The 12,950-nt window shown below is 61.0% G+C and carries 13 protein-coding genes; 10 read left to right on the top strand and 3 right to left on the bottom strand.

Annotated features, from left to right (window positions below):
• Positions 1–38 precede the first annotated feature (38 nt).
• From O9X91_RS06155 to ureG, 10 genes are all read left to right on the top strand, one after another.
• Positions 39–344, top strand: a complete 306-nt coding sequence (locus O9X91_RS06155; protein WP_063948241.1) for an urease subunit beta — start codon at positions 39–41, stop codon at positions 342–344.
• Between the two features lies 1 nt (position 345).
• Positions 346–702, top strand: coding sequence for a GFA family protein (locus tag O9X91_RS06150; RefSeq protein ID WP_080789901.1), 357 nt, complete (start codon positions 346–348; stop codon positions 700–702).
• Positions 703–705: 3 nt separating this feature from the next.
• Positions 706–1,122: a lysozyme inhibitor LprI family protein gene (locus O9X91_RS06145; RefSeq protein WP_269834207.1), complete on the top strand. Its 417-nt coding sequence runs from the start codon at positions 706–708 to the stop codon at positions 1,120–1,122.
• A gap of 4 nt (positions 1,123–1,126) precedes the next feature.
• Positions 1,127–1,771, top strand: coding sequence for a Urease operon accessory protein (locus O9X91_RS06140; RefSeq protein ID WP_269834208.1), 645 nt, complete (start codon positions 1,127–1,129; stop codon positions 1,769–1,771).
• Between the two features lie 4 nt (positions 1,772–1,775).
• Complete coding sequence (gene ureC / locus O9X91_RS06135; RefSeq protein WP_173990028.1) at positions 1,776–3,485, top strand: urease subunit alpha; 1,710 nt, start codon at positions 1,776–1,778, stop codon at positions 3,483–3,485.
• 11 nt (positions 3,486–3,496) lie between these two features.
• The gene (locus O9X91_RS06130) at positions 3,497–4,162 is read left to right on the top strand and encodes a TIGR02117 family protein (protein WP_142913640.1); all 666 of its coding nucleotides are present in this window, start codon (positions 3,497–3,499) and stop codon (positions 4,160–4,162) included.
• A gap of 154 nt (positions 4,163–4,316) precedes the next feature.
• Complete coding sequence (locus O9X91_RS06125) at positions 4,317–4,853, top strand: peroxiredoxin (RefSeq protein WP_010972294.1); 537 nt, start codon at positions 4,317–4,319, stop codon at positions 4,851–4,853.
• Positions 4,854–5,001: 148 nt separating this feature from the next.
• On the top strand, positions 5,002–5,511 hold the full coding sequence (gene ureE, locus O9X91_RS06120; protein WP_269834209.1) for an urease accessory protein UreE: 510 nt from the start codon (positions 5,002–5,004) through the stop codon (positions 5,509–5,511).
• A gap of 3 nt (positions 5,512–5,514) precedes the next feature.
• Positions 5,515–6,186 (top strand): urease accessory protein UreF, encoded by a 672-nt coding sequence (locus O9X91_RS06115; protein WP_269834210.1) that lies wholly within the window; start codon positions 5,515–5,517, stop codon positions 6,184–6,186.
• A gap of 250 nt (positions 6,187–6,436) precedes the next feature.
• A complete protein-coding gene (ureG, locus tag O9X91_RS06110) occupies positions 6,437–7,048 on the top strand; it encodes an urease accessory protein UreG (protein ID WP_006315013.1) in 612 nt (203 codons plus the stop codon).
• Positions 7,049–7,100: 52 nt separating this feature from the next.
• On the opposite strand, the gene O9X91_RS06105 is transcribed toward ureG, so the two are convergent.
• From O9X91_RS06105 to O9X91_RS06095, 3 genes are all read right to left on the bottom strand, one after another.
• A complete protein-coding gene (locus O9X91_RS06105; RefSeq protein ID WP_269826881.1) occupies positions 7,101–7,790 on the bottom strand; it encodes a Crp/Fnr family transcriptional regulator in 690 nt (229 codons plus the stop codon).
• A gap of 456 nt (positions 7,791–8,246) precedes the next feature.
• Positions 8,247–11,567: an efflux RND transporter permease subunit gene (locus tag O9X91_RS06100; RefSeq protein ID WP_142913643.1), complete on the bottom strand. Its 3,321-nt coding sequence runs from the start codon at positions 11,565–11,567 to the stop codon at positions 8,247–8,249.
• Between the two features lie 13 nt (positions 11,568–11,580).
• Positions 11,581–12,774, bottom strand: a complete 1,194-nt coding sequence (locus tag O9X91_RS06095; protein ID WP_080789910.1) for an efflux RND transporter periplasmic adaptor subunit — start codon at positions 12,772–12,774, stop codon at positions 11,581–11,583.
• Positions 12,775–12,950: the final 176 nt, after the last annotated feature.

Genomic DNA, 12,950 nt, shown 5'->3' with positions numbered 1-12,950 from the left:
TGGCGGCCAACGCTGCCTGAGATAAAAGGGGAAATTCCATGAAACCAGGCGAAATCATTGCCGCAGAGGGCACCATCGAACTCAATGCTGGCCAGCCGACCGTGACGATTGAAGTGGCCAATTCGGGTGACCGGCCTGTGCAGGTGGGCAGTCATTACCATTTTTTCGAGACCAATGCGGGTCTCCTGTTCGACCGCGACAAGGCGCGCGGCATGCGCCTCGATATTCCGGCCGGCACGGCGGTACGTTTCGAGCCCGGCCAGAAACGGGAAGTGACGCTGGTGCCGCTGTCCGGCAAGCGCGAGGTTTATGGTTTCCGTCAACAGGTCATGGGGAGGTTATGAAATGGCGACGGCGCATTATCATGGAAGCTGCCAGTGCGGCGATGTGAGCTTCGAGGTCGATGCCGATCTCGACCATACCGTCGTCTGCAATTGTTCGCGCTGCAAGCGTCTGGGTTCCACGCTCGCTTTTGCGCCGCGTGAGAAATTCACGCTGCTTTCCGGCGAGGACAAGCTCAGCGAATATCTCTTCAACAAACACAAGATCCATCATCTTTTCTGCTCCACCTGCGGCATCGAGAGCTTTGCTTATGCCGATGGGCCGGATGGAACGCCGATGGTGGCGGTCAATGCCAATTGTCTCGACGGTGTCGACCCCCGGGCGCTGAAGCCGCAGGCTTTTGACGGCGCGGCGGCCTGAGCGATGGCGATCAGCAAAAACAATCTCGTCATGACCGCCCTCGTCTGCGTGACTGCAGGCATCTCGATGCCGGTTGCCGCACAGGAGCCGAACTGCAAGGAACCGCAGACGCAGGCGGACATGACGATTTGCGCCGGCAAGGATTACGAAAAGGCCGACAAACAGCTCAATGTCGACTATCAGAAGCTGCGCAAGCTGCTTGTCGAACGTGACAAAGCGGCGGATGCGGATGGCAAGGGTGCGGCCGATGCTCTGGTCACTGCCCAGCGCGCCTGGGTGGCGTTTCGCGATGCGAATTGCGCGCTATCAGGCTTTCAGGCGCGGGGCGGCTCGATGGAGCCGATGCTGATTTCTTCCTGCCTGGCCGAGATGAGCACTAAGCGTGCCGATGATCTGCGCCAGCTGTCGGAAGGCTTCTGAACGCATGGGGCGGCAGATCACGATTGTTGGAAATGGGGAGTTGCCGCCCGGCGCCGCCCGGCTCATCGACCGTTCGGATATCGTCATCCGTTTCAACGACTGCCGCTCCCTCGGGCTTGGCGGCACGCGCACCGATGTCGTTGCCGTCTGCAATACCGGGCGGCCGGGTCGCGAGATGACCGAAGGGACCGAATGGCGCGAAAGCGACGGAGTGCGACAGGCGGCTGCCATCTGGTCGGTGCGTGATCCCGCAAAATTTGCAGAAATGGAACCTGATATCCGCGCGCGCTGGCCGGAACTCACCGATTTCTGCGCCGATTACACAGCTGCCTTTGCGGCAATCGCGCGGGCGGGCGGCAAGAGCCATGTTGTTATCCATCGGGGCGTTCACGAACGGCTCGATGTCGCGCTCGAAGCCTATGCGCCCGCGCCCTATGTCTGCCCCAGCACCGGCCTTTTCGCCATCGCCCATGTTCTTGAGAATGTTAGCGATGAGGATGACGAGGTGGCGATTGCCGGCTTCGGCCATCAGGGCTGGAGCGGACATCCATTTACCGCCGAACAACAGCTGGTCGAAGCCCTCGCGGGCGAGGGCCGGCTCAAACGAATTTCTCCCACATCGATTTTCTCCGCGTCCGAAGGAGCCTGAGCCCATGCCTTACAAGATTTCCCGCGCCGCTTATGCCGGTATGTTTGGCCCGACCGTTGGCGACAAGGTGCGTCTTGCCGATACCGAACTCTTCATCGAGATCGAGAAGGACCACACGACCTATGGCGAGGAAGTGAAATTTGGCGGCGGCAAGGTCATTCGTGACGGCATGGGCCAGAGCCAGGCGACGCGGGCCGAAGGCGCCGTCGATACCGTCATCACCAATGCCGTCATCGTTGACCATAGCGGCATCTACAAGGCGGATGTGGGCCTGAAGAACGGCCGCATTCATGCCATCGGCAAGGCGGGCAACCCGGATACGCAGCCGGGTGTCACGATTATCGTCGGCCCTTCGACGGAAGCAATTGCCGGCGAAGGCAAGATCCTGACGGCAGGCGGTATGGACGCACATATCCACTACATCTGCCCGCAGCAGATCGAAGAAGCGCTGATGAGTGGTGTGACCTGCATGCTGGGCGGCGGTTCCGGCCCGGCGCACGGCACGCTTGCCACCACCTGCACCGGTGCTTGGCACATTGAGCGGATGATCGAAAGCTTCGATGCATTCCCCATGAACCTCGCGCTGGCCGGCAAGGGCAATGCCTCGCTGCCAGCGCCGCTGGAAGAGATGATTCTTGCCGGCGCCTCCTCGCTGAAGCTGCATGAGGACTGGGGCACGACGCCCGCCGCCATCGACAATTGCCTGACGGTGGCCGACGACTATGACGTGCAGGTGATGATCCACACCGATACGCTGAACGAAAGCGGTTTCGTCGAAGACACGGTCGCCGCCATCCGGGGCCGCACCATCCATGCCTTCCACACCGAAGGTGCGGGCGGCGGGCACGCACCTGACATCATCAAGGTCTGCGGCAACCCGAACGTCATTCCGTCCTCCACCAATCCGACCCGGCCCTACACGGTGAATACGCTCGCCGAACATCTCGACATGCTGATGGTGTGCCACCACCTGTCGCCATCCATTCCCGAGGATATCGCCTTCGCCGAAAGCCGCATCCGCAAGGAAACCATCGCGGCGGAGGATATTCTCCACGATATCGGTGCTTTTTCGATCATCTCTTCCGACAGCCAGGCCATGGGCCGGGTCGGCGAAGTGGCGATCCGCACCTGGCAGACCGCCGACAAGATGAAGCGCCAGCGCGGCCGCCTGAAGGAAGAGACGGGTGAAAACGACAATTTCCGTGTTCGTCGTTACATCGCCAAATATACCATCAACCCGGCCATCGCCCAGGGTGTCAGCCACGAGATCGGCTCCGTCGAAGTCGGCAAGCGCGCCGATCTGGTGTTGTGGAATCCGGCGTTTTTCGGCGTGAAGCCGGAAATGGTGTTGCTCGGCGGTTCCATCGCCGCGGCACCGATGGGCGATCCGAACGCCTCCATTCCCACACCGCAGCCGATGCATTACCGGCCGATGTTTGCGGCCTACGGTAAGCTGCGCACCAATTCCTCGGTCACTTTCGTGTCGCAGGCCTCGCTCGACGGTGGCCTTGCCCAGCGCCTCGGGGTCGCCAAGAAGCTTTTGGCGGTTAAGAACGTGCGTGGCGGTATCTCGAAAGCGTCGATGATCCACAATTCGCTGACGCCGCATATCGAGGTCGATCCGGAGACCTATGAAGTGCGGGCAGATGGCGAGTTGCTGACCTGCGAACCGGCCACCGTGCTGCCGATGGCGCAGCGTTATTTCCTGTTTTAACGGACGTTGCGTTGCGGACTGTTCTCAGATGGATCGGCGGCGGCTTGCTGCTGGTCGTCCTGCTTTTCGTGCTCGGCACCGTGGTGCCGCGTCCCTTTTTCGCGGATGATGTAAACGGTGGGAAAGATCGCGAAATCCTGCTGTTGTCCAACCGGATCCACACGGACATTGCCCTGCCGGTCGATGACGATCTGCGGCGGGTTTTTGCCGAGTTGCAGGAGGGCGGCATTGCGGTCAATCATCCGGCCGCCGCCTATCTGGTGTTCGGCTGGGGCGGCCGCTCGTTTTACATCCAAACGCCCACCTGGGCCGATCTGAAGCCGATGCCAGTGCTGCGCTCCTTCACGCTGGACAGCGCCGTCATGCATGTGGATGTGACAGGCGATTTTCCCGCCAGTCTCGCCGGCGTGAAACGGCTTCGCATTTCCGAAGCGGGCTATCAGCGCCTTGTCGCGGGCATCAGGGCAAGTTTTGCCGGAAACGACAACGGTGTCAGGCCGGTTGCCGGTGCCGGCTACGGCCTGACGGACGCGTTTTTCGAGGCAAATGGCTGGTTCAATGCGGTCGCCGGATGCAACACATGGTCAGCCGCGATGTTGCGGGACGCGGGCATTCAAACCGGCTGGTGGACGCCCTTGCCGCCGCTGTTGCGTTGGTCGATAGATATGCACAATTGATCCCAAATTCCGTGCGGCCATTTCGCGTATTTGGCGGCTGAAATCCTTTTTTTATGCTGCACCGCAGCGCGTCATGCGCTATGGAAACTGCTAAACAAGTCCGCGCGGATCGATCCCAAGCGATCCCGCAAAACGCCAGAACAGGAGACAAGACATGCTCGGCAAAAAAGTGCCCGCCGTAACCTTCCGCACGCGCGTTCGCGATGAGGCCGTTGGTGGCCCCAACCCGTTCCGTTGGCAGGACATGACCTCCGACGATTATTTCAAGGGCAAGAAGGTCGTGCTGTTTTCGCTGCCCGGCGCCTTTACGCCGACCTGCTCGACCTACCAGCTTCCGGATTTCGAAAAGCTGGCGGGTGAATTCCGCGCGCTGGGCGTCGACGAAATCTATTGCCTGTCGGTCAACGATGCCTTTGTCATGAATGCCTGGGCCAAGGGCCAGAACCTCGAAAACGTCAAGGTCATTCCTGACGGTTCGGGCGAGTTCACCCGCAAGATGGGCATGCTGGTCGCCAAGGACAATCTCGGTTTCGGCATGCGCTCCTGGCGTTACGCCGCCGTCATCAATGACGGTCTGGTGGAGCAGTGGTTCGAGGAAGAGGGTTATTCCGACAATTGCGAATCCGACCCTTACGGCGTTTCTTCGCCGCAGAATATTCTCGAAAACCTGAAAAGCCGCGCTGCGGCCTGATTTCGGTTTTGTTATTTCGGGGAGGCCCGGCAGCGATGCCGGGCCTTTCGTTGTCCGGGGTGCCTCTTGCTGAAATCGCTTCTTGAAATCCCTCCGCCTATCCGTCAAAAATCAGCCTCCCAAGACTGTTTCTGAAACGGATCATCCCATGCTGCGCGTCACCTCCTATCATCCGGCCGGAACTCCTGCCGACGAAGCTTCCGGCTATGTCACCCTGGCGCATGACCAACGGCATCTGCGCCGCAAGCTGCTGCATCTGCAAAATGACGAAATGGTGATGCTGGACCTGAAGGAAGCGGTGCTGTTTGCCCATGGCGATCTTCTGGTGGTGGAAAACGGCGACCTGATCGAGGTCCGTGCGGCGGATGAAAAGCTGTTCGAAATCAAAGCGAAGGATCGTCTTCACCTGATCGAGCTTGCCTGGCATCTGGGCAACCGGCATCTTTCGGCGCAGATCGAGGAAGAGCGAATTCTCATCCTGCGCGACCACGTCATTCGTGCCATGCTGGAAGGTCTGGGCGCTACCGTGCGGGAGGTCGAAGAACCGTTCCAGCCGGCACGCGGCGCTTACCACGCTCATGGCGGTCATTCCCATGGCCATGATCATTCCCATGGCCATGATCACGGGCATGGCCACCACCATCATGACCACGGCTGAGGCGTGAGCGCGGAAAGCGGCGTTGCCGCGCTGTTGCGGCTGATGGCCTGGCTGTCGCCGGCCTTTCCGGTTGGCGGGTTTTCTTATTCCGGCGGGCTGGAAAAGGCTGTCGAAGACGGGCGCGTGCGCGATGCCGTGGCGCTTCACGGCTGGGTGGAAACGCTGCTGCGCCATGGCAGCCTCTGGAACGATGCGGTGTTTCTGGCGCATGCCTGGCGAAATGCGAAGGATGCCGGTGCGCTCAGCGAAACGGCTGATCTCGGCCGCGCGCTGGCCGGCTCGGCGGAGCGTTATCGTGAGACCGTGCTTCTGGGCGATGCTTTCGTTGCCGCTGCCGGCGCATGGCCGCACGCGGTTCTGGAGCTGTTGCCGAAGGAGGCTCCTTATCCCGTCGCCATAGGCGCTATTGCTGCCGGACATGGAGTACCGCTGCGCGAGACGCTTGCGGCCTTTCTGCATGCCGGCGTTTCGCAGATCGTTTCGGCCGGCATCCGCCTTGGCGTCGCGGGGCAAAAGGATGGTGTCGCCATTCTGGCCGCAAGCGAGGCGGTGATCGCGGACGTTGCGGCACGGGCCTTGTTGTCCACGCTCGATGACCTCGGCAGCGCCACTGTTATCGCCGATACGGCGGCGATGCGGCACGAAACACAGGGTACGCGGCTTTTCCGGTCGTGAAAGCGACGGCAATCGATGGGGCGAGCGCATGCCACTTGTTTCTTCTCCCCGCCGGGGAGAAGGTCGCGGCAGCGGGATGAGGGGGCAAGGGTAGAGATATACCGAGAGCTAGCCCCCTCATCCGACCCTTCGGGCCACCTTCTCCCCGGCGGGGAGAAGAAACAAGTGGCACGATCCTTGCGTATATTTGAGCTGAAATTTGAGTGGTTGTCGTAAAATTGGACCACAGCATGATGAAGGGAACAGAGTGATGAAATCGGGTAATGGGCCTCTGCGCGTCGGCATTGGTGGGCCGGTGGGTTCCGGCAAGACGGCGCTGACGGAGAAGCTCTGCAAGGCGATGAGTGGGGATTATTCCGTCGCCGTCGTCACCAATGATATCTATACCAAGGAGGATGCTGAGGCGCTGGTGCGCATGCAGGCGCTTCCGTCCGAGCGTATCGTCGGGGTGGAGACGGGCGGTTGCCCGCATACCGCCATTCGTGAGGACGCCACGATCAATCTGCAGGCGATTGCCGGGCTCAATGCGCGGTTTCCCGATCTCGATGTGGTCTTCATCGAATCCGGCGGCGACAATCTCGCCGCGACCTTTTCGCCCGATCTCGCCGATATCACCATCTATGTCATTTCCGTCTGCCAGGGCGAGGAAATTCCGCGCAAGGGCGGGCCGGGCATCACCCGCTCGGACCTGCTGGTCATCAACAAGAAGGACCTTGCGCCCTATGTCGGCGCCGATCTGACCGTCATGGACAGCGATGCGACCCGCATGCGCAACGCCATGCCCTTCGTCTTTACCGACATGAAGCGCGGCGATGGCGTGGATCGCATCGTTGGTTTCCTGAAAGAGCAGGGCGGTTTGTAAGAGAAGGGCGGAACGCCCTGAGGCATCCCGCCCTCCATCCTCTCCCCGTATGTCAGATTTGCTTCAATGCGGCCACGTCGTTGACCTGCACGATGCGGCCGCGCACGGTGACGCCAGCCTTTTTCAGGGTGGAAAAGGCGCGTGACAGCGCTTCCGGCGCGAGGCCGAGCTTGCCGGCGAGCAGGCTTTTCTGGAACGGCAGCCGCAGCGAAAAGGACGTGGCGTCGCGCGGGCCCTGATTGATGAGGTAATGGGCGACCCGCTGCGGCGCGGTTTGCAGCCGGTCGTTGGCGATGCAATCCATGGTGCCGAGCAGGCTGTTGGACAAGCAGCGCATGACGGCCTTGGCGATGGCCGGCTCCTGGTCGATCAGGCTGCGGATTCTCGTGAGTTCGAACCGCGCCACGGTGCAGTTTTCCGCCGCCTGCGCGCTGTAACGATAGGTATCGCTGCCGAAGATCAGGCACTCATTGAAAGTATCGCCGGGGCCGCTGACGCGCACATCCGCCTCGCGTCCGTGCCGGTCCAGCCGGTAAAGCCTGATATAACCCGACAGCACGCAGTAAAAATGCTGCGCCGCTTCACCTTCCTTGAAGAGTACGTGGCGGGTATTGACATTGGTGATGGTCGCCGCCTCCATCAGCTTCAGCGCCGCCGCATCATCCGCTATCCCGATCAAGGGTGCGCGCAGCAGAATGTTCCTGTCCCTGTTGCTCAGCTTCACGGTCTTGTTCACGTCCATCCGGCTCCCGCTTAAACCTTTTGCCGGGCTGTCCGAAGCGATACGAAACCGGGGAAGTTCCTTCTCCCTCACGCCTATCTGTAAAGAACCCATAGCATTAATCCTCAACCGGCAATTCCCGATGCGAGGGAGACTAGCAGTTCATCTGGAAAGCGAATTGATTTCGATCAAACGGGTTTGCAGTCGTCACAGGGGCGGAAATGGTTCGTCCATTCGTGCTTATAAGCAGGGGGAAATATGGAGCGGGCGATTGCGACATATTTCTTCTCCCCGAGGGGGAGAAGTCCGCGGCAGCGGGATGAGGGGGCGAGGGTCGGGATATACGGAGAGCTTGCCCCCTCATCCGACCCTTCGTGCCACCTTCTCCCCCTCGGGGAGAAGAAACAAGCGGCGACGTTTTGCCCCCACGTATCAGCTAAAGAGAAACGCCGGGCACTAGGCCCGGCGCTACAGGTTTCACTCCGCAGCGAGCGGCGGCAGTCGCAATATATTGCTGCCCTTTTCGCCTGCCTTTTCGCCGGTGCCCTTTTCCATGTTGGCGACGCGGGCCTCCAGCGAGGAAAGGGCGAGGCTGTTTTCGTGGGCGATCTCCGAGAGTTTCTCGTTGGAGAGGGCTTCCTCCTCCACTTCCTTCTTGCCGACGAAGCGGCCGAAGAGGTGGGCGAGCAGGCGCGAGAGGTCGTCCATGATCAGGAAGAAGGCCGGCACCACGATGAGCGACAGCACCGTCGAGACGATGATGCCGCCGATCACCGCAATCGCCATCGGCGCGCGGAACGAACCGCCTTCGCCGACGCCGAGGGCGGAGGGCAACATGCCCGCCGACATGGCGATGGAGGTCATGATGATCGGGCGGGCGCGCTTGCGGCCGGCTTCCACCATGGCATGCACCCGTTCCATGCCGTGCCGGCGCATTTCGATGGCGAAATCCACCAGCAGGATGGCGTTCTTCGTCACGATGCCCATCAGCATCAGGATGCCGATGAGAACCGGCATGGAGAGCGCGTTCTGCGTGATAATGAGCGCCACTGCCACACCACCGATGGCAAGCGGCAGCGAGAACAGGATGGTGAAGGGCTGGATGACATCCTTGAAGAGCAGGATGAGCACGACCAGCACCAGCATCAGGCCGAGCAGCATGGCATTGACGAAGCCCTGCTGCATTTCGCCCTGCACCTTGGCGTCGCCGCTTTCGGCAAGGCGAACGCTCGCCGGCAGTTCGGTTTCCGACACGATGCGCTTGAATTCGGCCGTCGACGTATCGAGCGCCGTGCCGAAGGGAACGTCGGAGCCGATGGAGACGACGCGGTTGCGGTCGTTGCGCTTGATCGAGCTTGGACCTTCCGAATAATCGATATCGGCAACGCTATAGAGCGGCACCAGCGATCCGGAGGCGGTCTTGATCTTCAGCGCGCGGATGGTGGCGAGGTCGCGGCGGGTGTCGAGCGACGCCTGCACGCGGATCGGAATCTGCCGGTCATCCAGCGAAATCTTCGTCAGCTGCGCGTCGATATCGCCGATGGTGGCGACACGCACGGTCTGCGAAATCTGCTGCGGGGTGATGCCGAGGCGGGCGATTTCATCCTTGCGCGGGCGGATTTGCAGTTCCGGCCGGGGCAGGGCGCCTTCCGAGCTGACATTGGCAAGGATCGGCGAGGCCCGCAGGCGGCTTTCTAGAATACCGACGGCGTCGTTCAGGTCCTTCTCGTTTGAGGAGAGGAAGTTGAAGGAAAGCTCGCGTTCCGCACGGTCGTTGAGCTTGATGATGCGCACATCGGGAATGCCGCGCACCTGCGCGAAAATATCCCGCTCCACATCCCATTGCGGACGTGTGCGGCCCTTCTCTTCCACCTTCGGCAGATATTGACCGATGAGCGGAAGGGAGCCGAGGCCTTTGTTGACAAGGGTTTTCAGCAGCGAATGGTCGATATGCTGCAGGATGACGTTGACGGTGGCGCGGCGCAGTTCCAGGTCCCCCTTGGGCGAAGCGCCGCCGAGGATGAACACGCTTTCCACGCCATCGATGTCACGGATGGCGTGATAAATCTGCGTTGTCGTGCGGTCGGTTTCGTCGAGCGTCGCATTGGGCGGCAGTTCCACCGAAAGCGTCACGCGCGAGGCGTCGTCCGGCGGCAGGAAGCTCCCCGGAACGCCGGCGAGCAGAATGACGGAAGCGACGAGGAAGCCGATGGCGCCGAGCAGCGTCAGATATCGCGCCCACCACTTGCGGGTGGTGGCGGTGACCATGCGCGTATAGGCCTTCATCAGCCGGCTGTCGTTGTCGTGGTGATCGTCCATCGCATCTTCGGCGCGCATCAGATAGGCCGCCATCAACGGTGTGATGAGGCGGGCGACGGCGAGCGAGAAGAACACCGAGAAGGCGACGGTGAGGCCGAACTGGATGAAGTACTGGCCCGGAATACCAGGCATGAACGAGACGGGCACGAAAACGGCGATGATGGTGAAGCTGGTGGCGATGACGGCGAGGCCGATTTCATCCGCCGCTTCCAGCGCTGCCCGATAGGGCGTCTTGCCCATCTTGATATGGCGGGCGATGTTCTCGATTTCCACGATGGCGTCGTCGACGAGAATACCCGTGGCGAGGGTCAAGGCCAGGAAGCTGACGAGGTTGAGCGAGAAGCCCATGATATCCATGATCCAGAAGGTCGGGATCGCGGAAAGCGGCAGCGCCACGGCGGCAATCAGCGTTGCACGCCAGTTGCGCAGGAAGAGCAGGACGACGATAACGGCGAGGATAGCGCCTTCGATCAGCGTATGCAGCGCCGCCTCGTAATTGCCATAGGTGAAATAGACGGCGTCATCGACCATTTCGATCGAGACGTCGGGATGATCCTTGCGCACCTGATCGAGGCTTGCCGCCACGGTTTCGGCGACCGAGACCTCGCTCGCGCCCTTGGAGCGGAACACCGCGAAGGTGACGGCGGGATTGCCGTTGAAGCGCGAGAAGGATTTCTGCTCCTCATAGGTGTCGGTGACCGTGCCGAGTTCGGAGAGCTTGACGAAACGACCGTTGGACAGCGCTATCGTGGTATTGGCAAGCTGGCTCACGTCGCGCGTATCGCCGAGCGTGCGGATGGTCTGTTCGTTGCCGCCAACCTGACCTCGGCCCGAGCCGAGATCGACGTTCGTGCCGCGCAGCTGGCTGTTCACCTCGGTGGCGGTAATGCCATAGGCATCGAGCTTTTCGGGGTTCAGTGAAACGCGCACTTCGCGGTCAGCGCCGCCATAACGGTCCACCTTGCCGATGCCCGACTGGCCCTGGAGCGAACGCTTGATCGTGTCATCCACGAACCAGGACAGTTCTTCCAGCGTCATGTTGGGCGAGGAGACGGCGAAGGTCTGGATCGCCTGACCCTCGACGTCGATCTTGCTGACAATCGGTTCCTCGATATCGGCGGGAAGATCGCTGCGGATCTTGTCGATGGCGTCCTTCGTATCCTGAACCGCTTCTTCCGTCGGCTTTTCGATGCGGAAGACGACCGTGGTGGTGGACTGGCCATCGACCACGGTGGACTGGATTTCGTCGACGCCGCTGATGGCGGCGACGGCGTCCTCTATTTCCTTCGTCACCTGCATTTCCAGCTCGGACGGCGAAGCGCCGCTCTGGGTGACCGTGACGGCCACGACGGGAACGTCGATGTTCGGAAAACGGGTGATGGGCAGGGTGTTGAACGCCTGCATGCCGAGGATCATCAAAAGCGCGAAGCCGAGCAGCGGCGCAATCGGGTTACGGATTGACCATGCGGAAAAGTTCATCTCATTCCCTCAGTCAGTTGGACGCAGCCGTCTGGGCTTCCACCGGTCTGATCCGGTCCCCATCACGCACGAATGCCCCAGCTTTCTCGACAACCTTGTCTCCAGCGGCAAGACCGCTGACAATCTCGATAAAACCGCCGTCTTCGATGCCGGTCTCGATCTTTACCTGTTTGACGACGTCGCCTTCCACCTTGCGGGTGGTTGAACCTTCACGCCCGGAGGTGACGGCCGACAGCGGCAAGGCGAGCGCATTCGTCTCCTCGACGATGATCGCCGCGCTGGCATACATGCCGGATCGCGCCGGGCTACCTTCGGGCAACACCACATGCACGGAACCGAGGCGCGTGGTCGGATCGACGGTGGGCGACACGAGGCGCACCTTGCCCTCTATTTTCTCAGCTCCGCCGGCAACCGTCAAATAGGCTTTCTGGCCGGGTTTCACTTTGAGGATATCCGTCTCGGACAGATCGGCGACAAGTTCGATCGCGCCATCCTTGATGACGGTAAACAGCGGATCACCGGCGCCGCTGGCAATCGCGCCGACCTTGGCATTCTTGGCCGAAACAATACCGGCGACCGGGGTTTTCACGCCGGTGCGCGTCAATTTCAGGTCGATATCGGCAATCTGCGCATCCACAACCTTGATATCGGCTTCGCCGGCGGAAACGGCCTGGCGGGCGGCGTTCAGCTTGGCGGCGGCGACTTCCGCCTGCGCCTGCGTCTGCTCAACCTGCGAGACGGATCCGGAACCGCTCTGGCCGAGCTTTGCGGCGCGGTCACGCTGGCGGTTCGCGTCGTTGGCGCTCGCCTCCGCTTCCAGAACCTGTGCCTTGGCCTGCGCAACAGCGGCCTGTGCCTTGGCCTTATTGGCCTCAAGCTGGCTTTTCTGAAGGATCAGACTGTCCGATGAAAGGACCGCGAGAACCGCATTCGCTTCCACCCGGTCGCCGATATCGGCGTTCAGCGTGTCGATCGACAGACCGTCGACCAGCGGCTGGACGTAAATCTCGTCCACGGGGCGGATCGTGCCGGTGGCGATGATGCGGTCCACGAGATCGCGTTTTGCCGCATGCGCGACGATGATCGATGGCAGGTTCTGCTGTTTGGCCGGCGCCTGCGTCTCTCCCTCGGCGGCTGCTGAGAGGGGAAGCGCCGTTGCTGAAAGAAGAAGGAATACAAACCGGTTAAACGTGACTTTATGCTGCATGTGTCTTGGCTCGCGCAATATCCGATCGCATGTCCTGCAGCCCAAGGCGTGTCTTAAAAGGTCATGCGATAGCGAATGTGAAACAAGGGATCACAATACTTCCTTTTCGATCCTCCCGATTCAAACGCCCCTCAACGCGAATCTTAAGCACCTTTGCCCTGTGCTTATTTTACTAG

This window comes from Agrobacterium salinitolerans, assembly GCF_027498475.1.
In the GTDB taxonomy this organism is placed as follows: domain Bacteria; phylum Pseudomonadota; class Alphaproteobacteria; order Rhizobiales; family Rhizobiaceae; genus Agrobacterium; species Agrobacterium salinitolerans.
The sequence above is the reverse complement of the archived record's forward strand: the minus strand, read 5'-3'. Positions and strand labels throughout refer to the sequence as shown.